This is a genomic window from Bradyrhizobium sp. 17, assembly GCF_023073515.1.
Taxonomy (GTDB): Bacteria; Pseudomonadota; Alphaproteobacteria; order Rhizobiales; family Xanthobacteraceae; genus Bradyrhizobium; species Bradyrhizobium canariense_D.
The window spans coordinates 504382-528061 of the sequence record NZ_JADPJQ010000130.1 but is presented as its reverse complement, the minus strand read 5'-3'; the positions used below and the strand labels follow the sequence as shown (position 1 = coordinate 528061).

The 23680-nt window shown below is 63.3% G+C and carries 27 protein-coding genes and 1 pseudogene; 10 read left to right on the top strand and 18 right to left on the bottom strand.

Going from position 1 to position 23680, the window contains the following annotated elements; genetic code table 11:
* Positions 1-10 precede the first annotated feature (10 nt).
* The 4 genes from IVB13_RS38840 (at position 11) to IVB13_RS38825 (ending at position 5494) form a co-directional block, all read left to right on the top strand.
* Positions 11-3775: a vitamin B12-dependent ribonucleotide reductase gene (locus tag IVB13_RS38840; protein ID WP_247370997.1), complete on the top strand. Its 3765-nt coding sequence runs from the start codon at positions 11-13 to the stop codon at positions 3773-3775.
* A gap of 193 nt (positions 3776-3968) precedes the next feature.
* The gene (locus IVB13_RS38835; protein WP_247492633.1) at positions 3969-4166 is read left to right on the top strand and encodes a hypothetical protein; all 198 of its coding nucleotides are present in this window, start codon (positions 3969-3971) and stop codon (positions 4164-4166) included.
* Positions 4163-4750, top strand: a complete 588-nt coding sequence (locus IVB13_RS38830; protein WP_346731687.1) for an NYN domain-containing protein — start codon at positions 4163-4165, stop codon at positions 4748-4750. The genes IVB13_RS38835 and IVB13_RS38830 overlap by 4 nt, the downstream gene beginning before the upstream one ends.
* Before the next feature lie 228 nt (positions 4751-4978).
* Positions 4979-5494: a ParB N-terminal domain-containing protein gene (locus tag IVB13_RS38825; protein ID WP_247368609.1), complete on the top strand. Its 516-nt coding sequence runs from the start codon at positions 4979-4981 to the stop codon at positions 5492-5494.
* A gap of 142 nt (positions 5495-5636) precedes the next feature.
* Here the strand turns inward: IVB13_RS38825 and IVB13_RS38820 are convergent, their stop codons facing one another.
* The 3 genes from IVB13_RS38820 to IVB13_RS38810 all read right to left on the bottom strand — a co-directional run bounded on the left by IVB13_RS38820 (position 5637) and on the right by IVB13_RS38810 (position 7431).
* A complete protein-coding gene (locus IVB13_RS38820; RefSeq protein WP_026232748.1) occupies positions 5637-6143 on the bottom strand; it encodes a hypothetical protein in 507 nt (168 codons plus the stop codon).
* A gap of 365 nt (positions 6144-6508) precedes the next feature.
* Positions 6509-6799 carry a hypothetical protein gene (locus IVB13_RS38815; protein WP_085353546.1) on the bottom strand — a complete coding sequence of 97 codons (291 nt, stop codon included), beginning with the start codon at positions 6797-6799 and terminating at the stop codon, positions 6509-6511.
* Positions 6800-7134: 335 nt separating this feature from the next.
* Positions 7135-7431, bottom strand: a complete 297-nt coding sequence (locus IVB13_RS38810) for an HdeA/HdeB family chaperone (RefSeq protein WP_240543383.1) — start codon at positions 7429-7431, stop codon at positions 7135-7137.
* A gap of 219 nt (positions 7432-7650) precedes the next feature.
* Between IVB13_RS38810 and IVB13_RS38805 the strand changes: the two genes are divergently transcribed.
* Entirely contained in the window at positions 7651-8694 is a 1044-nt protein-coding gene (locus tag IVB13_RS38805; RefSeq protein WP_247492631.1) for a hypothetical protein, read from the top strand.
* A gap of 435 nt (positions 8695-9129) precedes the next feature.
* On the opposite strand, the gene IVB13_RS38800 is transcribed toward IVB13_RS38805, so the two are convergent.
* From IVB13_RS38800 to IVB13_RS38790, 3 genes are all read right to left on the bottom strand, one after another.
* Positions 9130-9348: a hypothetical protein gene (locus IVB13_RS38800; protein WP_007609614.1), complete on the bottom strand. Its 219-nt coding sequence runs from the start codon at positions 9346-9348 to the stop codon at positions 9130-9132.
* A gap of 82 nt (positions 9349-9430) precedes the next feature.
* The gene (locus IVB13_RS38795; protein WP_085353548.1) at positions 9431-9736 is read right to left on the bottom strand and encodes a GlsB/YeaQ/YmgE family stress response membrane protein; all 306 of its coding nucleotides are present in this window, start codon (positions 9734-9736) and stop codon (positions 9431-9433) included.
* Positions 9733-9930: a hypothetical protein gene (locus tag IVB13_RS38790; RefSeq protein WP_085353549.1), complete on the bottom strand. Its 198-nt coding sequence runs from the start codon at positions 9928-9930 to the stop codon at positions 9733-9735. Before IVB13_RS38790 ends, IVB13_RS38795 begins: the two co-directional genes overlap by 4 nt.
* A gap of 374 nt (positions 9931-10304) precedes the next feature.
* Between IVB13_RS38790 and IVB13_RS38785 the strand changes: the two genes are divergently transcribed.
* The gene (locus IVB13_RS38785) at positions 10305-11039 is read left to right on the top strand and encodes a DUF1236 domain-containing protein (RefSeq protein ID WP_247368612.1); all 735 of its coding nucleotides are present in this window, start codon (positions 10305-10307) and stop codon (positions 11037-11039) included.
* A 125-nt stretch (positions 11040-11164) separates the two neighbouring features.
* On the opposite strand, the gene IVB13_RS38780 is transcribed toward IVB13_RS38785, so the two are convergent.
* Positions 11165-11635: an SMI1/KNR4 family protein gene (locus IVB13_RS38780; RefSeq protein WP_018454516.1), complete on the bottom strand. Its 471-nt coding sequence runs from the start codon at positions 11633-11635 to the stop codon at positions 11165-11167.
* A gap of 123 nt (positions 11636-11758) precedes the next feature.
* Complete coding sequence (locus tag IVB13_RS38775) at positions 11759-12766, bottom strand: acyl-CoA desaturase (protein ID WP_018454517.1); 1008 nt, start codon at positions 12764-12766, stop codon at positions 11759-11761.
* Positions 12767-12971: 205 nt separating this feature from the next.
* Here IVB13_RS38775 and IVB13_RS38770 point away from each other — a divergent pair, with 205 nt between their 5' ends.
* Positions 12972-13769 (top strand): transglycosylase SLT domain-containing protein, encoded by a 798-nt coding sequence (locus IVB13_RS38770; protein WP_247368616.1) that lies wholly within the window; start codon positions 12972-12974, stop codon positions 13767-13769.
* A 119-nt stretch (positions 13770-13888) separates the two neighbouring features.
* Here IVB13_RS38770 and IVB13_RS38765 read toward each other — a convergent pair whose 3' ends face one another.
* From IVB13_RS38765 to IVB13_RS38755, 3 genes are all read right to left on the bottom strand, one after another.
* Complete coding sequence (locus tag IVB13_RS38765) at positions 13889-14164, bottom strand: hypothetical protein (RefSeq protein ID WP_027517656.1); 276 nt, start codon at positions 14162-14164, stop codon at positions 13889-13891.
* Between the two features lie 144 nt (positions 14165-14308).
* Complete coding sequence (locus IVB13_RS38760) at positions 14309-14968, bottom strand: cell envelope biogenesis protein TolA (protein ID WP_247368618.1); 660 nt, start codon at positions 14966-14968, stop codon at positions 14309-14311.
* 221 nt (positions 14969-15189) lie between these two features.
* Positions 15190-15726, bottom strand: coding sequence for a helix-turn-helix domain-containing protein (locus IVB13_RS38755; protein WP_026232752.1), 537 nt, complete (start codon positions 15724-15726; stop codon positions 15190-15192).
* Between the two features lie 191 nt (positions 15727-15917).
* Between IVB13_RS38755 and IVB13_RS38750 the strand changes: the two genes are divergently transcribed.
* Positions 15918-16268: a zinc ribbon domain-containing protein YjdM gene (locus IVB13_RS38750; RefSeq protein WP_018454521.1), complete on the top strand. Its 351-nt coding sequence runs from the start codon at positions 15918-15920 to the stop codon at positions 16266-16268.
* 126 nt (positions 16269-16394) lie between these two features.
* Here the strand turns inward: IVB13_RS38750 and IVB13_RS38745 are convergent, their stop codons facing one another.
* The 3 genes from IVB13_RS38745 to IVB13_RS38735 all read right to left on the bottom strand — a co-directional run bounded on the left by IVB13_RS38745 (position 16395) and on the right by IVB13_RS38735 (position 18428).
* Complete coding sequence (locus tag IVB13_RS38745; RefSeq protein ID WP_247368620.1) at positions 16395-17315, bottom strand: DMT family transporter; 921 nt, start codon at positions 17313-17315, stop codon at positions 16395-16397.
* 482 nt (positions 17316-17797) lie between these two features.
* A complete protein-coding gene (locus IVB13_RS38740; protein WP_085353555.1) occupies positions 17798-18052 on the bottom strand; it encodes a hypothetical protein in 255 nt (84 codons plus the stop codon).
* Between the two features lie 172 nt (positions 18053-18224).
* Complete coding sequence (locus IVB13_RS38735) at positions 18225-18428, bottom strand: hypothetical protein (RefSeq protein WP_247368624.1); 204 nt, start codon at positions 18426-18428, stop codon at positions 18225-18227.
* Positions 18429-18755: 327 nt separating this feature from the next.
* Here IVB13_RS38735 and IVB13_RS38730 point away from each other — a divergent pair, with 327 nt between their 5' ends.
* Positions 18756-20066, top strand: coding sequence for a hypothetical protein (locus IVB13_RS38730; protein WP_247368626.1), 1311 nt, complete (start codon positions 18756-18758; stop codon positions 20064-20066).
* A 10-nt stretch (positions 20067-20076) separates the two neighbouring features.
* Here IVB13_RS38730 and pdxY read toward each other — a convergent pair whose 3' ends face one another.
* From pdxY to IVB13_RS38715, 3 genes and pseudogenes are all read right to left on the bottom strand, one after another.
* Positions 20077-20889 (bottom strand): pyridoxal kinase, encoded by an 813-nt coding sequence (pdxY, locus tag IVB13_RS38725; protein ID WP_018454527.1) that lies wholly within the window; start codon positions 20887-20889, stop codon positions 20077-20079.
* Between the two features lie 49 nt (positions 20890-20938).
* Complete coding sequence (locus tag IVB13_RS38720; RefSeq protein ID WP_085353559.1) at positions 20939-21580, bottom strand: FMN-binding negative transcriptional regulator; 642 nt, start codon at positions 21578-21580, stop codon at positions 20939-20941.
* Between the two features lie 92 nt (positions 21581-21672).
* Positions 21673-22313: pseudogene (locus IVB13_RS38715) on the bottom strand (TetR family transcriptional regulator).
* A 27-nt stretch (positions 22314-22340) separates the two neighbouring features.
* On the opposite strand from IVB13_RS38715, the gene IVB13_RS38710 reads away from it, so the two are divergent.
* Positions 22341-23075, top strand: coding sequence for a class I SAM-dependent methyltransferase (locus IVB13_RS38710; RefSeq protein ID WP_231188563.1), 735 nt, complete (start codon positions 22341-22343; stop codon positions 23073-23075).
* A 254-nt stretch (positions 23076-23329) separates the two neighbouring features.
* Here the strand turns inward: IVB13_RS38710 and IVB13_RS38705 are convergent, their stop codons facing one another.
* Positions 23330-23644 carry a hypothetical protein gene (locus IVB13_RS38705; protein WP_085353560.1) on the bottom strand — a complete coding sequence of 105 codons (315 nt, stop codon included), beginning with the start codon at positions 23642-23644 and terminating at the stop codon, positions 23330-23332.
* Positions 23645-23680 lie beyond the last annotated feature (36 nt).

The window sequence follows — 23680 nt, the reverse complement described above, 5'->3', positions numbered from 1 at the left end:
GGGCAAGACCATGCGGATTGAGCGGCGCCACACCACTTCGGGACAGTCACCTTACGCCGGCATCGATTTCCGGCTGACCACGTCGGAGATCAGGAATCCCGACGGCTCGGTCGTGTTCAAGCTCGACAATGTCGAGGTGCCGACCGCGTGGTCGCAGGTCGCCTCCGACGTCCTCGCCCAGAAGTACTTCCGCAAGGCCGGCGTTGCCGCGCGCCTGAAGAAGGTCGAGGAAGAGTCCGTCCCCTCCTTCCTGTGGCGCTCCGTGCCCGACACCGAGGCGCTCGCCCTCCTGCCCGAGAAAGAGCGCTATGTCAGCGAGCTCTCGGCCAAGCAGGTGTTCGACCGTCTCGCCGGCTGCTGGACCTATTGGGGCTGGAAGGGCAAGTACTTCTCCTCCGACGAGGACGCCCAGACCTTCTACGACGAGCTCCGCTACATGCTGACCATGCAGATGGTCGCGCCGAACTCGCCGCAATGGTTCAACACCGGTCTGCACTGGGCCTACGGCATCGACGGTCCCGGCCAGGGCCATTATTACGTCGACCCCTTCACCGGCAAGCTGACCCGGTCGAAATCCTCCTACGAGCATCCGCAGCCGCACGCCTGCTTCATCCAGGGCGTCGGTGACGACCTCGTCAACGAGGGCGGCATCATGGACCTCTGGGTCCGCGAAGCCCGCCTGTTCAAATACGGCTCCGGCACCGGCTCCAACTTCTCGCGCCTGCGCGGCGAAGGCGAACGCCTTTCCGGCGGCGGCCGCTCGTCCGGCCTGATGAGCTTCCTCAAGATCGGCGACCGCGCCGCGGGCGCGATCAAGTCGGGCGGCACCACGCGCCGCGCCGCCAAGATGGTCGTCGTCGACGTCGACCACCCCGACATCGAGACCTATATCGACTGGAAGGTGAAGGAGGAGCAGAAGGTCGCCGCTCTCGTCACCGGATCCAAGATCAACCAGAAGCACCTCAAGGCGGTGCTCAAGGCCTGCGTCAATTGCGAAGGCTCGGGCGACGATTGCTTCGATCCCGAGAAGAACCCGGCGCTGCGCCGCGAGATCAAGCTGGCGCGCCGCAGCCTCGTACCCGACAACTACATCAAGCGGGTCATCCAATTTGCAAAACAGGGCTACAAGGACATCCAGTTCGACGTCTATGACACCGACTGGGATTCGGAAGCCTATCTCACGGTTTCGGGGCAGAACTCCAACAATTCGGTGTCGCTGAAGGACGACTTCCTGCGCGCGGTCGAGACCGACGGCGACTGGAATCTCGTCGGACGCACCACCAAGAAGATCACCAAGACCCTGAAGGCGCGCGACCTCTGGGAAAAAATCGGCTACGCCGCCTGGGCGTCGGCCGACCCGGGCCTGCACTTCAACACCACCATGAATGACTGGCACACCTGCAAGGCGTCCGGCGACATCCGCGCCTCCAATCCGTGCTCGGAATACATGTTCCTGGACGACACGGCGTGCAACCTCGCCTCCGCCAATCTGCTGACGTTCTACGACATCCCCTCCAAGCGTTTCGACGTCGAAGGCTACGAGCATCTCTGCCGGCTCTGGACCATCGTGCTCGAAATCTCGGTGATGATGGCGCAGTTCCCGTCGAAGTCGATCGCCGAGCTCTCCTACGAGTTCCGCACGCTCGGCCTCGGCTACGCCAATATCGGCGGCCTCTTGATGACCATGGGCCTGTCCTATGACAGCAAGGAAGGCCGCGCCATCGCCGGCGCGCTGACCGCGATCATGACCGGCATCACCTACAAGACCTCGGCCGAGATGGCGGCCGAGCTCGGCACCTTTCCCGGCTACAAGAAGAACGCCGCGCACATGCTGCGCGTGATCCGCAACCACCGCCGCGCCGCCCATGGCCAGTCCAACGGCTACGAGGGGCTCAGCGTCAACCCGGTGCCGATGGACCTGGTGTCGTGCCCGCAAGGAGACCTCGTCACCCATGCGCAAGCCGCCTGGGATGCGGCGCTCGAGCTCGGCGAGAAGCACGGCTATCGCAACGCCCAGACCACGGTGATCGCGCCGACCGGCACGATCGGCCTCGTCATGGATTGCGACACCACCGGTATCGAGCCCGACTTCGCGCTGGTGAAGTTCAAGAAGCTGGCCGGCGGCGGCTACTTCAAGATCATCAACCGCGCGGTCCCCGCCGCGTTGCGTGCGCTCGGTTATCGCGAGAGCGAGATCGCGGAGATCGAGGCCTATGCCGTCGGCCACGGCTCGCTCTCCAACGCGCCCGGCATCAACGCCTCGACGCTGAAGGCCAAGGGCTTCACGGATGAGGCCATCGCCAAGGTCGAGAAGGCGCTGCCGACCGCCTTCGACATCAAGTTCGCCTTCAACAAATGGACCTTTGGCGAAGACTTCATCCGCGACCAGCTCGGCATTGGTGCCGAGGCGATCGCGGCCCCCGGCTTCGACCTGCTCCAGGCCGTCGGCTTCACCAAACGCGAGATCGAGGCGGCCAACGTCCACATCTGCGGCGCGATGACGGTGGAAGGTGCTCCGCACCTCAAGGCCGAGCACTATCCGGTGTTCGACTGCGCCAACCCTTGCGGCAAGGTCGGCAAGCGCTATCTCTCGGTCGAGAGCCACATCCGCATGATGTCGGCGGCGCAGCCCTTCATCTCGGGTGCGATCTCCAAGACCATCAACATGCCGAACGACGCGACGGTAGAGGACTGCAAGTCCGCCTACATGCTGTCGTGGAAGCTGGCGCTCAAGGCCAACGCGCTCTATCGCGACGGCTCCAAGCTCAGCCAGCCGCTCAACTCGCAGCTCATCGCCGACGATGAGGACGAGGACGATGCGGTCGAGAGCCTCTACGACAAGCCGATGGCGGCACGCACCGCCCAGGTCTCGGAAAAGATCGTCGAGAAGCTGGTCGAGCGCATCATCGTGATGCGCGAGCGCGAGAAGATGCCGGATCGCCGCAAGGGCTACACCCAGAAGGCGGTCGTCGGCGGCCACAAGGTCTATTTGCGCACCGGCGAGTATGACGACGGCCGCATCGGCGAGATCTTCATCGACATGCACAAGGAAGGCGCGGCACTCCGCTCCTTCATCAACAACTTCGCGATCGCAGTGTCGCTGGGCCTCCAGTACGGCGTGCCGCTCGACGAATATGTCGATGCCTTCACCTTCACCCGCTTCGAGCCGGCGGGCCCGGTGCAGGGCAACGACAGCATCAAATACGCGACCTCGATCCTCGACTACGTCTTCCGCGAGCTGGCGGTGAGCTATCTCAGCCGCTTCGACCTCGCCCATGTCGATCCCAGCGAGACCGGGTTCGACGTGCTCGGCAAGGGCGTCGAGGAGGGCAAGGAGCCTGATGATCACGGCCAGCGCGCCTCCAAGCTGGTGTCGCGCGGCCTCACCCGCTCCCGCACCGACAACCTCGTGGTGATGCGCGGCGGCTCGACCGCGGTCGCCCAAGGCAACGACAGCGCACCGGCCGGCGGAAGCAAGGTCACCTCGCTCGCCTCCCACGGCGCAGGCCGTGCCGGCGACGTCCTGGAAGGCGCGGTCGCGCTGAAGCAGGAAGTGACCCACGACCTCTCGCCCACCGAGAAGCTCGAAGCCCTGCAGTGGAGCAAGGCCGGCAGCGCGCAAGTCGCGGTGCCCAGCAAGGCCGAGCGCCGCGCGGAAGCCAAAGCCAAGGGCTATGAGGGCGAGATGTGCAGCGAGTGCGGCAACTTCACGCTGGTGCGGAATGGTACTTGTATGAAGTGCGATACGTGTGGAAGCACGACGGGGTGTTCGTGAGGGGCTAGACAGCTAGGATTGCTGAGCCCGGATTTGCCTCGACATCTACGAAGGGCGGCCAGAAGGCCGCCCTTTTTTCATTGTCGCCTTGCAACTTATGGTTTTCTATCGATAACTACTTCTGAACCTGGTTGAAATGAGCTTTGGGACACTTGGAGCCCGCGGAGGCGGCAGATCGAGGGATACAGCAGCCGTGACAAAATATGCATTTGTTGATGGTGGCTTTATCGACGCAATGGTGCGGAAGACATCCGAATATTTCGCGATCGACCTCAGTCGTAACAAATCGATTACCGGGCAATCGCTGGCGGGCATCAAAGAACCTTTTACTACGATGCTTTGCCCGCCCAAAAGGACAATGAATCTGGCGAGGAATACGAACGACGAGTGAAACGCAAGCGAGAACAATTCGAGCTGGTTAATCGCACGCCTTTTATGCACGTTCGAGAGGGGCTGACGCGGGGACAAAACAAGACGCTGCGTCAAAAAGGCGTCGACATCTTACTCGCAATCGACGTTTTCAAACATGCAACGTCTGGCCACATGTCCGAAGCCCACATCATGACGAAGGACCTAGACTTCTTTCCACTTTTTGAAGCATTGCGGGACACCCCTGTAGCAGTGCATTTGCACTGCTATCCGGCCGAGACTTCCAGTGAATTAATGGCGTTGGCTGATGTCGTGGTTCCAGTCAATCCATTCAAGATATTGCAGTGGATGCACCACCAATCGAAGGATAGCTACGTCGAGTGGAACATCGCTTTGGGCGACGTGAATCCTCAGAAGCTATGCATGATCGGCAATTACGAAGGGCTAGACTTCTATATTTACCAGGACGACGACATGCCGTTCGTTGGTCGCGCCATGGCGTATAATCCTTCGAGCCTGATGCGCTCTAACCGATGGGAGCATATTGTCGACGCCTTTGAGGCCCGCGTCGGCAAGCGTGTCCACCTGGATCAATTGAACCGCTAACTGTAGCTCGCAGGATGGCTGGAGTGCAGCCCGTAGGATGGGTGGAGCGAAGCGATACCCATCGCCGCCAGATCGACAGAAGGGATGGGTTTCGTAAGGGCTCAACCCATCCTACGAGCTCATCAACACCCTGCCGCCGAATTGCCTTTGCGGTCGAGCCCTTCCCTCCTAAACTCTCGTCCTCACCGGCATCGGTTCCGGCGGGCCCGGTAGAAGCGGAGTCAGATTATGCCCAAACCGGAAAGCTTCCCGATCGAGAAGATCTTCGTTCCCACGAAGCAGAAGAAAGCCATCAAGCCCGAGATCGTCGGGGAGATCGCTGAAAGTATGCTGGACATCGGACAACAGGAACCCATTTCCGTCCGGCTCGACGGAGACCGCCTCGTTCTGGTCGAGGGACTGCATCGGCTCGAAGCCTGCAAGGCGCTCGGCGAGACAACCATTATCGGTGTCATCGTCCCGGCGGAGGTCGCTCAACACAAGCCGCAGCTTGCCGAACGGCCCGAAGTCGAGGCAGAGCGCCTCAAGATGGCGCGATTGAAACAGTTGCGCCTGGAGAAGGAAGCCGCGGAGGCATCGATCGCTGGCCGGAAGGGCGTCAACGGAACGGAAGCGCCGCGCACCCGTCCGACGAAAGGCGTTCGCGACAATCCGAAGGCATCACCGGGCCGGACTGCGAAATCGACACCGAAAACATTGTCGGACTGGATCACGCAGCAAAAGGGCCACGGCGGTCGCTATTGATTGTTGGCTCCAGCTCGTAGGATGGGTGGAGCGAAGCGATACCCATCACCGCTCGATCGGCGAGAGATGAAGGGTTTCGTAAGGGCTCAACCCATCCTACGACCTAGAGCTCAACCCAGCCTACGCGCTATCTACGCCCGCCTCACCGTATCTCGCTCATCGACACCTTGGCGGCGATCCCGCTTAACTCGGGCTGTTGCGGTGCGAACTCCTCGTTGGACGATGAGCCTAGCGAGACGTCGACCATCCTGCGCTTGACCTGTTCGCATGTCTTGCGGACGTCTTCGGTGAACAGCGCGCATTCTTCGATGCGCTTGAAGATCTTCCGACCCTCTTCACGATACTCCGCCGCCGTTTCTCGCATGAAGGCGATCGCATCATGGACCTGGGCAGTCAGCGCCTCGCATTTTTGCGCGGCGTCGATCAACTCGGTGCCCATGGCCTCGATCTCTTTTGCAGCGGACTCATAGTCCCGAACGACCGCCTCTGCACTGAGCGCGCCGACGCGCGTCACGCCCGCGGTGTGCTCGACGTAATCAGGCAGAGCAATGGAAGCAAGAGAGCTTCCCGAGCGTATCGATGCAATGTCCTCCTCGAGCTGGACCAAGTTTACTCCGTCCCGCCTGCGCAATTGTTCGACATTTGCCATTATTGATCTCCCATACGCACCCCGAACCCTTAACAGCATCGGGTTTATTACGGGGATAAGCTCCGTTCTACTCTGATGTATCCTTGACAGCCGCAGTTTTGCCGCTTTTTCCCGATTGCCCAATTGCACGCATGGATAGATTTATCGGCGTTCAACCTCTCCTGGTCGCGGCCGGCGAAGATGGCACGTGCGCCTCGCTAGAAGTCGACCTGTCGAGCAACAGACGCGCCAATACGCACGGTGAAGCGAGCACAGCTCGGATCGCGTGTGTGCGGGCCCGGAACTCGGATCACCTCTCCCCACTCGGAGAGAGGTGCTCCGCGCACAGCCGACCGACGGTGCTCTGGCCGCTGCGCAAAGACCGGCTAGTAGCAAGGCGGGTAAGGTTCGTAGCCGCAGCGGCGATAGCCGCCGTAGGCTCCGTAAGCCCCGTAAGCTGCCGCACCAACCGCAGCAGCTCCGACGCCCACGGCAACTCCGCGGCGCACGGCTGCACCACGATAGACGCCACCGCGATAGACACCGCCGTGATGAACACCAACCCGACCAACCCCGACGCCTCTTCGATAGGCGAAGGCGTCAGTCGAAACAGTCACGATGCAGGCGATGCCAATGATTGCGGATGCGGTAAGTGAAACGATGGTTCGGCGCGACATGTCCACTCTCCTTCCTGGATTGGGACGGTGCGTCAGCGCAATTCGCTAATGAGCGGGTTTGTTGATTTAGAGCAATGCGGGCCCTTGCGATCTGGCGGCCGGGTTCATAACGAGACAGCGAAAGTGTCACGCTTTACCTACATAGGGCATCAGCGGGAGCCACACCGCTTTCGGTCATGTACCTGACGCTCGCGACGCATGCCGGTTCGGCAATGCCACGCCCCACCCCCGTGCCCGCGATAATTTCTCGTTCGCACGCGCGTTGGGGGGACAGCGGCGCAACCTCTCCTTCCGGCGATAGGACTGCCGCACTCCGAGGCTGGGCGGCCCCGCCCCTACTTCGTATCGGCCTCGACCGCCTCCAGCAGCGGCATCTCGCGATGCGACTCGCAGAAGCGCGAGAGCTTGTTGCCGTTCTTGTTCAGCGCTTGCGTATCCACGACGGGATTGTTGCGGCGGCCGGCGTAGAACCCGGCGAGCCAGACGTTCACGGTCTGCATGTGGGTGATGCGCTGGGTGATGTACTGGTCGCAGCTGATCTTGGAAACGTCGACCAGCACCTGGGCCTTGGCCGGCACGGCCAGCAGCAGGGCCGCGAAGGCACCAAGGACGATCGCTCTTGTCTGAACCATGTGTTCCTTCCGATGAATGTCTGCACGGTGGCGACGGTCGGGCGCTGTAGGCTTGATCCAGATCAAGGGCGCCCGTTGCATACCCCGCGACCGCCCCACCCCGAGGCCTCGCCATAATTTCTCCTTCGCACGCGCGTTGTGTTGGACAGCGGCGAAACCTATCGTTCCGATCGGACTGCCACACTTCCATTGACGCCCGACGGAAGCGAGAGCGCATCGGTGCCCGAGACGAACGACCCCAAACCTGACGACCACAAGCCAGACGCCCCCAAGCCGGACGAGGGGCGCGCCGATGGCGGGCTGGCGCGGGCCTACGATCGGATCAAGAGCGCGGAGCAAGACCTTGCGCGGCTGGACCGGCTGGTTTCCGGAATGGAACGCGGCAGCGAAATCCCAGCGGCCTCGCGAGCAAGCGCCGGTGCGGAGGCTGTCGAGACTCCCAAGGACAAGGCTCCCGAGGCCAAGACTCTCAAGAGCACGGCGCCGGCGCCGGATAGCAGGGTTCGCAGTCAAGGCCTGAGGGGAGATCGGCCCATGCTGCGCGCTTTGGTCGGCCTCGTGCTGGCGATCGGCATTCTCGGCGCCGCCTTCGCTTCGCAATACAGCGATCGGGCCAGGTCTATGACCAAATCGATCATGGCGCGATGGGCTCCGCCGGCCGGGACTGAGCCTCGCCAAGCGTCCGCGGTTGAAACTCCGGCGCAACCGCCGGCGGTGCAACTGGCTGCCGCGGATGAGCCCGGCACGGTGCCCGCGCCGCCGGCCGGCAAGGACACGGAGAGCAATGCAGGGTTTGACGCTTCAAGACCAGCTGCTTCAAGACCCGACGCTCCAACAACGGGCGCCACGACGCCCGACCCCTCGTCGTCCGATCTCGCGCAATCGCTCAAGACCATCACCAGCGAGCTTGCGAACATCAACGGAAAGCCCGAGCAACTGAAAAGCCGCAACGAGCAGACGCTGCGCGAGCAGGCCGACACCATTCAGCAGCTCAAGGCGGCGCAGGAGAAGGATGCGGCGGCCAATGCGCGCCTTGCCGCACAGGTCCAGGCGCTGCAAAAGGAGCTGACGACGTCATCCGCATCGTCATCCGCACCTGCGTCCGCGAAACCCGCCGCGCGTAGCGTGATCACCAACGAGACCGCTGCGCCCGCACGGCCGCACGTGCAAGCGGCCGCACCTCGGCGACCCCGGCCGTCGCGAGGGCCCTGGATGCCCCCGCCCTATATGGTCGATCCCTACTATGGGGATCCGGATTGGTGAGCCCGCGGGGCGGATGAGCTGACGTTACGGAGCCGCCAATCGAAGGCGGCCCCGGATGTTGCGTTGGTGCGGCTAGCGCCAACCGCGATGACGGCCCCTGCTCCAGCCGTAGTGATGACCGCGGCCGCCACGTCCCATGTGACCGTGGCCATGTCCATGGCCTCCGCGCGCGAGAATCACCGGACTGTCGGAGCCAGCGACCAACGTCTCAGCCGCAACGCGGGGCATGGCAGAAGCGGAAAATGTCGACATTGCCGCGATTGCGCACGCGGCAACGCCGATCAACAAATGACGTATCATGTTGGGGATTCTCCAGGAGCCGCGTGATAGCGGCAGAGATGAATGCTTCCGCCGCCCCAGAGTTCCATCGAAACATCAGGGAACGGCAATGAACGCGAGCCCTTCTGCGCCGGCACGCACGCTCGCGGACCGGCATCAATCACGCGGCGAGATCTGAAGCTCCATCAACGCCATGCGCTCCAGGACAGCGGGGTCTCGCTCGCCCTCCTTCGCTGTGCGAAGGATTGTTTCCGCGATCGACCGGACATGCGCGGAGCTGACCGGGGCCGGCAGTGACGCCACCGCCGTGTCCAGCGCAGTTTTCATGATGCCGATGGTTTCAGGCGTAAAAGATGCATTCGAAAAGTCTAACATGCTGGATCCGATCCGGAGGTCATCACGAGCGTCTTTGCCGCGGGCGTCTCACCGGCGCCTGATGCGGCTGCGTGAGCAAGGGTCACCAACGCCGGCCCCAGCTGCCGCGCCAGCTGCTTCCCCATCCACCACCACCGCGCACCAGCCGGACGACGAGGAGCAGCAGGACCGCGCCTACGGTCGCGTTGACGATCGCGCTGATCATGCCGCTGCCGAGATGCACGCCGAGCTGAGGCAACAACCAGCTGCCGACAAACGCGCCCAGGATTCCGATGATGATATCGCCGATGATCCCAAAGCCGGTCCCGCGGACGATCTGGCCCGCCAGCCAGCCGGCGACGAGACCGACAAACAAGATCACCAAAAGGCTTTCGCCGGACATTCTCATTTTGTGACCTCGATCACTTGGTTGAAATGGCTGCTGATCTGCGCAATCCGGTCGACCAGGGCCGTCAGATGTCGCGGTAATGGGTCGTGCTCACCCCGAAGCCTGATCCGAAGGCGGTCTGCTATTTCATGAGAGATCGCCAGGCTGGAGCCGCGGTCGATCTGAATGGCATTGCGAACATGGGGGTTGTTCATGAAGGTTTCCGGTTGATACGCACGGAGGACGCTTCGCGCCGAGTCGCACTCACAACGCGACTGCGGTCTTTAACTCAGGCGAGGATCGGAGGTTCGATCTCGCAACGCTCGGGGATCACTGACACAACAGCCCCATCGAGCAAGAGTTCCTTCCGATCACAACTTATGTTTGAAATTCATCGGTCGCGTCCAAGCCAACGCGGGATGCAAAGCTCTTGTTATCGCCGACTCATCTATTTTGCAGCTTTTTCGGATATCGAGGCATCAATCGTCGTTAAACCAGAAATAGAATCGGAACTGCAGCCCGTCGAGACCGTTCGTTCCCATGGCTGACGTTCGTCGGCATCATATTCAAATGAATTGAAAGAGATCAGATGAAACATACTTTGCTGGCTTCCGTCGCCGTTGTGGCGTTGTTCGCTGCGACCGGCACTGCAATGGCTCAAGGCGTCAATCAGGGCGGCGCCAAGGGTGCGGAGTCCCCCGCTGCCGTTTCGCCGAAAGCCGAAACCGCGGCACCGATGAATGCGCCCACAGCAAAGGACGCCCCCACCGCGGCACCGCACGGCTCGCCAGCAGCGGCAACGCCGCAGCACGCACAGGGCGCGCCTGACGCAAAGCACTCCGGCGACGTCAAGGCCGATGGCAAGGCGAAGACCACGGAAACAATGGCCCCGGCCACCAGTTCGAAGCCGACTGCCGACAGCAAGACGCCCGGCGAGATGAAGGCGAATGGGATGACCAAGGCGCCCGATTCGGCCACCACGTCGAAGGACGTGAAGACCCCGACCGCCGAGAGCAAGCCTTCGGCGCCCGAGGGCAAGACGACCGGCAATGCCGCTACCACGGCGGTCGCGGCGCCTCCCGCCGAAAAGCGTACCCAGATCACTTCGGCCATCAAGCAGGAGAAGGTCGAGGAAGTCACCAACGTGAACTTCAACATCTCGATCGGCACCACCGTCCCGGCAGGCGTTCGTTATCATGCGATCCCGAGCCGCATCGTCGAAATCTATCCGGAGTGGCGCGGATACGAGTTCATTCTGGTGCACGGCAGGTACGTCATTCTTCGTCCGCACACCCACGAGATCGTCTATATCATCGAGGGCTAAGCGAAATCCGACGGATGACGCGCAAACCGAAAGGGCGGCTTATGGCCGCCCTTTTGTCGTTCGGCCCCACGCGATCATGATGGGTTTCGCAAGGGCTCAATCCGCCCGAACGGCTGCATATCCATTCACCCCTCTCCCAAGCCGAGAATGAAGGTTTCAAGATCGGGCGCGAGTTCGTTTGTGTTCGGGAAATCGGCGAACATGTCGCCACCGTCCACCGGTTCATGCTCGTGATCCCAGTAGAAGACCTGGCCATAACTGTCCTCCTCCAGACTCAGCAGGAACAGGTCGCCGCCGGGATCGGGAGCGAAGGGGCAGCTCAGTCGGGGAATTCGATTCATGCCCCGATACACATCGTAATTGTCGATGACGCCGTAGCTGTCGGTCGGATGCGTCGTGAACAGCACGTCCAAAACGGTGCGGTCGTTGCGCCAAGGCAGCTCGACGCCGCAGCGGTCGAAGCCGCCGCCGTCCGATTGCGCCAGTAGCTCCTTGTAGGGCGCGGGCAACGGCGCACCGATGTGTTGCTCCAGCGCACGGATGGCGTTGGAGGGCGCCGGTGGCCGTCGGTCGTCCATGAGATCCAGATAGTTCATCGGCCTAACTTTGTGCCCCGTGGGTCATCAAAGCGCCCGCGCCAGTGAGCCAACCGCCTCACCACACAACCAGATTGGTGTGGCCGAATCCCTTGGCGTAGTGGAACACCGAGCCCGTATGCTTCAGACCATCGCTTCGGTATCTGCCACTGGACGTTTTCCGCCGTCCGGATCTCCCGAGCGAAGCGTCCGGCTTCCGGCAGAGAAAATGTCCTGCACCAACCCGAGCTTGCCGAGTCCCAAAATGATCAGGCCGTTGATGTCGATCTCGTACCAGGCGTGCGAAATGTAGGCGTCGCGCGGAAACCGGTGATGGTTGTTGTGCAGGCCTTCACCGAAAGTGAGGATCGTGGTCACGAACTCGTTGGTGGTGCCGTCGTCGAGATCGAAGCGGCGGTAGCCATAGCGGCCGTCGCTGTGGCAGACCGAGTTGACCAGTGATGTCGCCATGGTCATGAGGTAACTGCGGAACAGGCCGGAGAACAGGATGCAGCCGGTCATCGTGTGCACGCCGCCAAACGCGTAGCCGATCGCGCCCGGAATAATCACTGCCGAGAGCGCGTACCAGTACCAGCGCGTCCTGGTGAAGAACATGGCGATCGGATCGGCCAGGATATCCTTGGCGTAGTATTCGGCATCCGTGGTGGCCTGGTCCCACACCCAGCCGCCTTGCGCATGCATCATCCCCTTAGCGAAGGTGACATAGGGGTTGCCGTCGCCGTCATAGTAAGGGCTGTGGACGTCGCCGGGCTTGTCGGAGTGAAGATGATGCCGGCGATGATTGCTCACCCATTTCAGGATCGAGCCCTGCACCGCCATGGTGGCGATGGCCGCGAACAGCGTCCGCATCACCGGACCGCAGCGGAAGCTGCGGTGCACGAAGTAGCGGTGCATGAAGCCGATGCCGACCGTGGACAGCGCGAACGTGCCGGCGAAGACCGAAACCTCCACCCAGCCGATGCCTTGCCAGAAGGCCCAGACCAGCGCCGCGATCGACCCACCGATCATGATGACGAAGGAGATGTAGGAATCGCGAAACTTGGCGTCGACCACGGGACCTTCGACCAGTACGCCCGGCGGCATTTTCCGCTCCGCAGCTTCCGCCGGCACCACGCTTTCGATTACGGTCATTCCAGCCGATCCATTCACACAAAATTAACCCTGCTGCGGCGCACAGTACAACCTCGGGTTATTTCCATCAAGGATTCGAGCTGCCGTGGGAGTACGGAGCGGCGACTTGAAAACAGGCGACCAGAGGAAAAAGAAGCCGGATTTCAAGGCCTGGTGACAGCGTTAACCAGGTACAAAGCCTCCGCAATGCACTCCCAGAAGACCGATGCCAGGACAAAGCAAGCGCCCCCTCCCTCGCCTTCGCAAGCTCCGGCGTAGCGCACGATCGATGCGAAAGACCTTCGCGCGCGCACCGCGGATGGTTCGGATCGCGGGCGGCGCGGCGATGCTGCTTGCGGTCCTCGTCCTCGTGAACATCGCCTATCAAACGGTGCGCAAGCCGACCGAGCTGTTCGTCCTAGTCGGCCATGCGCTCGACAAGGAGCCATCGGACACGTGGCGGCAATACGGGCCGCTGTTCCGCAAGCATTCCACCGCGACGATCACGCCGGAATTGCTGGCCGCGCTGGCGCAGGTCGAGACATCGGGCAATCCGCTCGCGCGCACCTACTGGCGCTGGCGATGGAGCTTCAATCCGCTCGCGATCTATCGGCCCGCATCGAGCGCCGTCGGCCTCTTCCAGATGCTGGACGCAGCCTATGCTGACGCCGCGCGGTTCTGCGTTCGTGGCAACGCGGTCACGGAGGCCGGCTGCGGCTCGACCTTCCTCTATAGCCGCGCGATTCCGAGCCACGCCATCGAGCTGGCATCGGTGTATCTCGACCGCAATCTCGCCGATGTTCTCGCCCGCGCGGGCGATGTGAAGGCGAGTGCACGCGAGAGGCAGGATCTCGCCGCCTTCATCCATCTCTGCGGCGCAGGCCCCGCAACGGCCTTCGCACGCCGCAAGTTTCAAATGGCCGCCGACGAACGCTGCGGCGATCACCTCGTCGCGAGCTATGTCGCCAGGGTCAACGCGATGAAGCGGCAGTTTGTGCGGCTCGCCGCGGAGGACGGCGACTAGCAAAGGAGCGTAGCCCGGATGAGCGAAGCGACATCCGGGAATGCTGCGGCAACGTCCCGGATATCGCTTCGCTCATCCGGGCTACAGGAGCCAATCAATTCCGCGTCCGTCGGTGGCCTTCACCACCAGTACGGCCAGCGCCATCCCTCGTAGCGGACATATGACGATACCAAGGGGGGGCCGTAGGGATCGACCCGGTCGTCTTCCGGGCGATAACGATAGCGTGGAACGATATTGTAATCCCAAGGCGTCGGCCGGAGCACGGGGACATCCACCCTCAGCCGTTGTTCATCCACCACTCGCGCCTTCCGCGCCCGGGCTTCGGCATCCGATATCCCGAGATTGCACAGCACCAGGGCGGTTCCGAGCGCACACGCGACAGTCATGATCTTCATGCGTTGGTCTCCTTCCCGCCAGAGTGCAAAAGGACGCAAAGCAAGGCAAGCGAATTTGCGATCAAGCTTTGCCGGAATGACCGATGCCGCGCCCCGCCGTCATTGCGAGCGGAGCGAAGCAATCCAGACTGTCGACCGTGGCCCTTACTCCCGCGCGCGCCGCACCGCCTCCGTCAGCTTCATCCTCTGCTTGTCCCACCGGCTCTGCTCCGTCTCGGCACGCTCCTCGAGCGCCGCGCGCTCAGCTTCGATTGCCTCCGTCCGCGATTCGTGCTCCCGCCTCGCTTCGTCCAGCGCCGCCTGCGCGCTCGCGACCGCCTTGTCGCGGCGCGCGCGCTCCTTGGCGCTAGCGGCCTCCTCCTTGCGGCGCTCGGCTTCCCGCCGCCGCTCTTCCTTCTCGAATGCCGCGGCGGCCTTGCGCACCTGTTGATCGTCGATCTTGCGGGATGGTTGCTTTGCAGCCTCCGCCGGAAGCTTTCTCGGCTTGGACTTCGCTTTGGGCTTGGCTTTGCGGTTCGGCCCGGCCTCGTCGTCAGCGAGATCGGTTGGCAACTCGGAATGCTCGGTGAACGGGCCGTCCGATCCGACCGGGCGCCGGAGCACCACGCCCGGCTTCTCCATCGTTGCCGCGACGATGTCGGGGTCGTCGGTCTCCTTCGCGGCGCCCTGATGGAACAGATTGGACCTGGCGCCCCAGGCGTCCAACGCCGCCTTCATCGAGGGCGCGGCGATCGCCTGGTCGTAGAAGCCGAGCGAGGTCTGGTAGGTCTTGAGTTTTCTTTTTGGTTTTGCTTTTTTCGGCATGTCGCTCCGCAGCTGGCAAGCCACCAGCTTCCTGCGGCGCCATCATGCCATACTGCCCCTGTTTTGCCCGACGAGTCAAATTCGATTCGGTATCGCCGAAGTCGATGCGGGGCGCGTAGGCCCAATACCAACGTTTTCGGATTTCCAACACACTGAAATCCCTCGAGATTTCTACTGTGCATAGGGTTGTTTTGGACGTTTTTGTTTTGACGGCTCGCCACCTACGCTGCGTCGACATCCTCAGGCGCCGGCCCCGCGACGAGCCCGTCGAGGCCGACCATCAGGAGATCGGCGATGTGCATGAGCTGGTAGAGCGGAATGTCCGCCTCACCCTGCTCGGCCAGCGACACGAAGACCGGCGTGGCGCCGATCAGCTCTGCGAGCTGCGTTTGCGTGTAGCCGCGCCTCTCGCGCGCGCTTCTCACGCGCGCACCGATCCCGAGCCGGTGCCGGGACTGCTCGTCCGCGGTCATCATCACGGCCTGCTCGTCCGCGCTGGCATAGCCGTCCGCGAACGCGCTGCCGATCAGCCTCCCCTTGCGCCAGGCGACCCGGCAGTCCTTTCGCAGTCCGCTGCTGAAGACCAGCGTGAACTGCTCGGCGACCCAGAGCGAGGCGTTGAGGCCGAGGCGCGCGCCGGTGCCGGAGACATCGCGGATCGTGCAGGGCGCGCTGATGACCTTGCCGGTGCCGTTGTCGAATTCGACAATGCCGGTCCGCAAAATGTGATGTCTGACGGCGGCGCGGTGCTCGCTCATGACGGGACGCTCCTTGCGCGGCGACGTCGCAGCCGCAAATTCCGGACCTCGATACCGCAGAGTTTTTCCTGAACTCCTAAATTTCCAAGGGTTCGACCAGGACTGAAAGCCATGGTAAAGGATTTGCTCCCAATCCATCTTTATCCGACGGACAGCGTGCGGCGCGCCCGTGACGGGCGACGAGGCGAATAATGACCGACGCGATGAAATGCCCGACCTGCAACTCCGAGCACGCCTATCAGGATCGCGGCCTCTGGGTCTGCCCGGAATGCGGCCATGAATGGAGCGGCACGGCAGAGGCCGTCGCGGACGCCGCGCAAGAGGCCGGCGTGCGCGATGCCAACGGCAATGCGCTCGCCGACGGCGACAGCGTCATCGTGATGAAGGATCTCAAGGTCAAGGGCTCCTCCTCCGTGGTCAAGGGTGGCACCAAGGTCCGCAACATCCGCCTGCAGGACGCTACCGACGGCCACAACATCGCCTGCAAGATCGACGGCATCGGCGCGATGAACCTGAAATCGGAGTTCGTGAGGAAGGCGTAGCCGAGGCCCCGGACTCGCCAGGGCAAATCCGCCAGCGAGCGCGCCGAACGGCTGGGGCGGGAGCTGACCTGCCGCGGCGTCAAGTTTACCACCATCGAATGGTAAGCGCCGTCTGGAGGCTGCGATCTATCGCTGTCTCTGCGCCAGATAGAATCCGCACAGCACCGTCACCAATCCCGCCGTCTGCAATAGTGTCGGCGGCTCGCCGAGCAGGAGCCAACCGGTGAGCACCGTCAGCGCGGGCACGCAGGCGGGGACAACGGCGGCGCGGGCGACGCCGAGGCGTTGGACCGAGACGGCGAACAGATAAAGCGCAGCCGGGCCTGCAAGCACGCCCTGTGCCAGCGCCTGGATGGCGTTCTCACCGACACCGATCGCCGCGATCCGCGCGAGTCCGCCGGTCATGAGGTAGATCGGCAGCAACAGCAGCGACAGCACGTTGATGACGAGCGCAGCCGACACGGCGGAGACCCGCCAGTGGCGCACCAGCGCGCCGAAACCCGCGAACATCAACCCGGTCAGCACGAAGGTCAGATCGCCGAGCACGCCGTCAACGCCGATATGACCGATAGATTCCGCGCCGATCACGCCGAGCCCGCCGACGATGACGACAGCGCCGGCGATGCGCGACCAGGAGACATGCTCTTTCAGGAACAAGGCCGCGAGCAGCAGGCCGCCAAGCGTCGCGCAGGAGGGCTGGATCACGCTGCCATGGCCGAGCGGCACGAACAGAAAGCCAGTGTAGGAGATCAGCGACATCACCGGGCCGCCGAGCACCATCAGCGCAAGGCCCCTGCCCCAGCCGATGCCGCAGAGATCGGAGATTCCGCCGCGTATCACCAGCGGCAGGAACGCGATGCCGGACCAGACATAGCGATGCACGAGCAGATCGACCGGCGTGAAGCCGAGCTTGAGGCCGTGCCGCGTGCCGGCAAAGCCGAGCGCCCAGAACAGCGCCGCCGCAAGCCCGCAGAGCACGCCGACAAGCGCCGGCGCCTGATCGTTCTTCCGAATGAGAGCGTCGGCGCCGCTCGTCCGCTGATCCATGGGACAAAGCGGTACGCCGACAGAGGCCGTCGCTCAACCCATGTGCCTGCAAGGCTGGCACGCAAGCGAGAGACGCCAGCGCGCCTTCGCTCAAAAAAATCCGTGCTGAGATCGAGCCCATACGTCAGGCTGAGCACGAACACGAACAGCGCGGCGGCTGCGAACAAGGCGAGATGCTTGAGAATGAACGCGCGGGGCGAGACGCTTGCAACAACGGCTTTCTGTGCAACGGGCATGACTACTCCATTATGAAAATGATTCTTGGCTGCTCAATATGCGGCGCCCGCATCAAGCGCCGCGATTCAGAAAGCAACTATCAAAGAGATCACACTCGCTTTGAACGGCCGTACACAACCGGCACGTGATCATGACTCGCTGCGCCAAAAAAGACCGCGCTCCCGAAAGGGAACGCGGTCCGGGCAGACTCGGAGAAAGCGAGCCTGCATCACATTGGCTTGACGTTGGCTTGTGGCGTCCCCAGATCAGCGGGCGCTGCCCGTCGTGACGTCAGCCGTCTTCACCTGGCGCGGCGACAGAACGCGGGCCTGGTGGACCGAAGCGACAGTAGTGGGCGCCGAGGCCTGCTGCTCGACATGCGCGGCACCGAGCACGCGCACCTGCATCGGGGAGACCGGAAAGCCGTTCGCCTCATAAGTCGGCAGTTCGGCGGCGAAAGCCGCGGTGCTGCCCGCGATCGTCAGGATGGCGGCGGCGATCGACAGAGTCTTCTTGTTCATGGGTGATGCTCCTTCAGTGGAAGATTCGGAGCACATTTAAGCGCATTTTGCTGCATTGCGACATGCGCTGCTGCAACGCAACAACGCGCCGGGTGCATGGCAATATGTTTAATGCGCGCAATGTCTTGGCAAAATCACCGCCCCGGCGCGAAATGACACTAATGAGCGGCGGTCAGCCGCCGAGCACGTGGCCCCAGCCGTCGAAAACGTAGGCCTTCCAGATCACGGTTCCGTCCTGGCCCGGCTGGCTGGAACGCCTGAAATCGTCGGCCTGCTCAGCGGTCCAGGTGATGATCGTATCGGAGAACTGGTCGTGCAGGATGGCGGGCTCGGTGGGATCGAAGGCGTCCATCGGACGAAGCGAGGAATGCGTCATGCGCGCCTAACGCACTGGCCGTGACAAGGTTGCCCAACGTGCCTGCGAAACACCGTCACGGCGTCCGTGCCAATATTCGCCTTTATCGAATTTCGTACAACGCTGGCGAGCAAGCGCGCGTGGAACCGTGATGGAACCCGCGTTGCCGCCGCGCAACACCTGCTCGAAAAGCCCGCTTTCGCCGAACTGCGCCCTTGCGTCGCCACACCGTCCTCCGAACAATCGACGCGCGGCGTGCCTTTTCGTGCAAGACTGTTTGGCCAAGACTGTCTGGTCAGACTGTTCGGAGAAGACGAGGTTCAACAGAACCGTTTGGAGGCAGGGATCATGAATGATCGGCGGTCTCTTCTGGTGGCGGTCTCCTGCCCCTCGGCGGTTCTCGCCGGCTGGCTGGCGCTCTCTCTGTCCGCCTATGCCCCGGCCCTCATCGAGAACAGCGGCGCCAATGCTTCCGCCGTCTCGCGCGCGAAGGATCTCAGCCGACTTGACCTCGCCGACATCCCGCACGCTGCGGCCATCGAGGACGGCGTCGCCCTGACCTCCGATATCGCGGCCGCTGTCGCTGCGACACCAGAATTGGTCAATGCTGAAGCGGCAGCGCCCGAGGCGCCAGCTCCGGCTATCAGGCTCGCCTCGGCGGACCCAGTGCTGATCTTGCCGACCGAAGCGCCGCTCGCGCCGCAGATTTCGCCTGACCCGACACCAGTCGCCAGTGAGGTTGCTCCGGCTCCGGCGTCGGAGCCCGTGATAAAGCTCGCATCCGCCGATCCCACTGAGATCGTGACGACGGAGGCGCTGTCGCCCGCGACAATCGCGACCGGCCCCGCGCCCGTGGCGAGCAAGGCCTCGCCGTCTGCGGACACGACCGCGGTACTCGACGAATGCTACGTGATGGAAGCCTGCATCGACCGCTATCTCTGGGCGCTCTACCAGCGCACGGCCAAGGAAGACTCGATCAAGGTCACAGATCGCCGGGCCGTCACCGTCAAGCGCAAGGGCAAGATGGTCACAGTGATGCGCAGCTTCACGAAGCTGGTTGACGAGGACTTTGGCTGGAAGGATCCGAAGGCGGCCGACCGCGCCGGCATGTCGATGATGGACTACGTCATCGGCGGCATGGACAAGAGTTTCAAGAAAAAGCTGTTTCGCACACTGCTCGCGGCTGAGGCTGCCGGGCTTTCGCCGGGCATCACCAGCGCGTTCCGCGACGACTATCGCCAGTCGATCGCGAGTGGCCTGAAGGCCGCCTCCGACCGTTCCTATCACGGCGGCAGCACGCGCGGCGGCTACGGGCACGGCATGGCGGCCGACATCGTCAGCACCAAGGGCGACAACCGCGCGCAGCGCTGGGTCTCGACCGAGGTGCTGTGGAAGTGGGTCGACGCCAATGGCAAGGCGCTCGGCATCGGCCGCCCCTATCTCGGCCGCGATCCCCCGCATGTCGGCCCGGTCGATGGTACGGAATACGTCTCGCGCCGAGGCACGTCGGACCGCAAGGAAGCCAACGTCAAGCCGAGAAAAGCGCGGGCCGTGGCAAGCGCAAAGCCGCCGAAGGCGAAGGCACAGGCGACGCGCGAGCAGAAGGTCCCCGCGAAGCCGCAGAAATCAGCGCAATCAGCCACGAAGCGCGCGACCTGAGTTTGACGGCTTATCGTCGCGGCGTCGGCAACGGCACAAGCCGCATCTCCGCGGTGCCTGCTTCCTGCGTGCGCACCAGCACCGCATAGATGGTTTCGACTGCGAGCCGCACCGCCGCCTCGGTCGCTGTGCCCTTGGCCAGATGCGCCGCGATCAGGCCGGTGAGAAGATCGCCGGTGCCTGAGGGGCGGATCGGAAGGCGCGGCGTCGCAAAGCGCGACAACTGACCGCCGGCGCACAGAATCGTTTCCACCTGCCCTTCCGCCGTATCAGTGAGCGTGCAACCGGTGGCGACCACGTCGATGCGCCCAGTCCCGGCCAGCGCCGCGCACGCCGCGCGCAGGCCCTGCGCATCCGCGATGTCGAGGCCTGCGAGCAGCCCGAGCTCGAACTGGTTCGGCGTGGTCAGATTGGCGGCGGGCAGCAGCCGGTGCCGGACCACGTCCAGGATGCCGTCGGCGACATAAACCCGGCCGTCATCGCCGATCACGGGGTCGCAGAGATAGACCAGCTTCGAATTGCGGGTCAGCGCCCGCTCGACGAAATCGGCAATGACAGCGGCATTGCTGGGCGAACCGAGATAGCCGGTAACGAGGACCGCAGCCTCGTCGACGAGATCGCGCTCTTCGACGCCTCTCAGCAGATCTGAAACGAGCTCTGTCTCCAGCACCCGCCCGCGCAAGGTCGGATAGCGCGGATGGTTCGACAGCAGCGTTGTCGGCACGGCCGCGACATTCACCCCTTCCGCCTGCATCGCATAGGCGGCGGCGCTGTTGCCGACATGGCCGTGGACCACCTGGCTTTGAATGGAGATGACGAGCATGAGGGAGGTCCGTAGGAGTAATTGTCTAGCGAGAGAAGGGTCGCCCGGATCACGAAAACTCATATCCAAGTCCCGGCCGCAGCGCTTGCATCTTCCGCGCCAGCCGCCGATGCCCGCTCTCCTCCGACCGCGCAAGCCGGCCGGCGACCGCGACGTGGTCCACATCGCTCTTGTGCTGATTGAGCTTGGCCTGCCCCTCGACGGTATCCACCACGAGATCGACGACGCGGATCGCAGCCAGCATGCTCTCGCGCTTGCCGGGCTCCATCTGTGCGAGGTCCCAAGGTTTTTTTGGCAAGCGCGCTTCCGAGACCGCGAGTAGTGCATCGCCGTGCCTGCGGTTCTCGTCGAGCCCGCGCAGATGCGCTACGCCCGACAGGTGCACGGCCTCGTAAAGCCAGGTCGAGACGTTGTCGCGCGAAGAATACCAGTCATTGGAGATGTAGGCGTCGTCGCCGGCAACGATCAGCAGAAAGCGCCCCGCACCATCCGCGAGCGGGACGAGCGGATTCCTGGCGGTGAAATGGATTTGCACGATCGTGTGCCCGTCGCGCTGCTCCAGCACGAAGGGCACATGCGAGGCGCGTGGACCGCGCTCATCCGCCGCGACGATCGTGCCGAAGCCGCGCTGGCTTGCGAATTCCAGCGCTTGCTGCTCCTCGATGCGGAATTGGGGGCGGAGGACATGCATGGCGGGGCGCTCGTTGACTGGCTGAAGGACAAACCGAGGCTAACTCATGATCCAGTCAAGTCAGAAGGGGTATTGGCCCGCAAACGCGGATGTCAGGAATGATCCCGGAGTCGTGCCAGCTCATCGATATAGGCGCAGAACATGTCGGCCATTGCGTCGGCGTGACGCGCGATCTCCGCCTCGTTGCGCGGTGTCTCCGAGAACTGCTTGCCAACCTCGCTCAGCGTCGTCTTGATCAACTCGCCGGCAAGCGCCCGCGTCGCATCCGGCGCCCTGGGCAGGGCCTCCCGCATGAAGGCCGCGACGATGCCCTTACCGGCGGCCCGCGCGTCGTGTGCTTCGGGCGCATCGCGATAGAGCGGCGCGGCGTCGCTGAGCGCCGTGCGGATCGCAGCCTCCTCGCACTCGGAACGAATGAAGGCGTGGACGAGCGCGCGCAGCCGTACCAGTGGCGGTTTCGCCCGGTCCGCCAGGATGTCAGGAGCTCGCTCGTGCGCCGCCACTCGTCGCTCTGGAGGCGGAACAGGATCGACGCCTTGTTCGGAAAATATTGATAGAGCGACCCGACGCTCACCCCGGCCCGCTCGGCCACTCGCGCCGTCGTGAAACGCTGCGCCCCCTCCTTGGCCAAGACCTGAACAGCCGCGTCCAGAATGGCCGCCACCAGCTCGTTCGAGCGGGCCTGCTGTGGCTGTTTTCGTGAGGAAACTGAATGGCTTCGGCGATCTGCCATGGCACCCTCGGGCAACGCGAATAGCGAATGCGACGAATTAGTCGTATTTCAATTCTCACGCAAGCACTCGCAGCACGGCGACATCTGGAGACTACACATGACCACCCGACCATCACATCACTTGCGCCACTGCTCGATCGTCTGTTCGACCAGGACGAAGCGGCGCGCGGCGCGATGCGAGCCGCCTTCGCCGATGTGACCGACGCCGACCGCGCACGGATGATGCGGAGCAAGACCGCTTACCGCGACCTCTACGGGCGGCTGAAGGACGCACCGCTCGCGGTCTCCCGCGAGACCGGTCAACTGCTTTACATGCTCGCACGCAGCTCCCGCGCCAAAGCGATCGTCGAGTTCGGCACCTCGTTCGGCATCTCGACCCTGCACCTTGCCGCGGGCTTACGCGACAATGGCGGCGGCCGCCTCATCACCAGCGAATTCGAACCGTCCAAGGTGGCCCGGGCGCGCGAGAACCTCGCGGCCGGCGGGCTGCTGGACCTCGTCGAAATCCGCGAAGGCGACGCGCTGAAGATGCTTCAAGTCGACCTGCCCGACACGATCGATCTCGTGCTGCTCGACGGCGCCAAGGCGCTCTACCCCGATATCCTGGATCTGGTCGAAGGCCATCTCCGGCCGGGCGCGATCATCGTCGCCGACAACGCCGACGACAGCCCCGACTATCTGGCGCGCATGCGCAGCCCCGGAAGCGGCTACATGTCCACGGCCTTTGCCGAGGACGTCGAACTCTCCGTGCGGATCAACTAACGCCACGTCGAATCGGCGCGACACCAATGAGCCGCCGCGCGAACCATCGCGCGGCGGTTTCGTGCTGCGCTCCGCCGTGTCGCAGGTTCGTCACTGACGCGTGATAGTTGGACCCGGCAATGTCGCTGCCGCCTTCGTCGGCATCGCGCTGATCGTGTCCGGAGTGGTGGTCATCAACCTGTTCTCGGCGGCCACGGTGCATTGATGCCGGCAAGGCCTTCAGCTTCGCGACGCCGTCTCGCAGCCGGCTCACGCTATTGGCTTTGCGACGGCTTGGGAGGATGCGGCCTGGATCGCTTCGCGCCAGGCTTGGCCGCAACTCGCGGCGGCGCCGCATCGACCGATTCCAGATAGGCGGCAAGTGCCTTGGCTGTATCCGAACTGGTTGCGTAATGGTCTTTCAGGAACCAGGACAGCGTCAGGTTGAAGCGCCCTTTGGCAAGGCCGCGGGGGCTGCGATGGCACGTCGTGCAACCATCGGCGAAGAGCTTTTGCGGCGACTTGCCGGCATCGAGATTTTGCGCGGCGGCAAATGTCGCCGTCAGAACGGCCGCGGCTGCAAGAGTCATCGTTGGAAGAGTCATCAGGGGCGCGATCAGATCGCG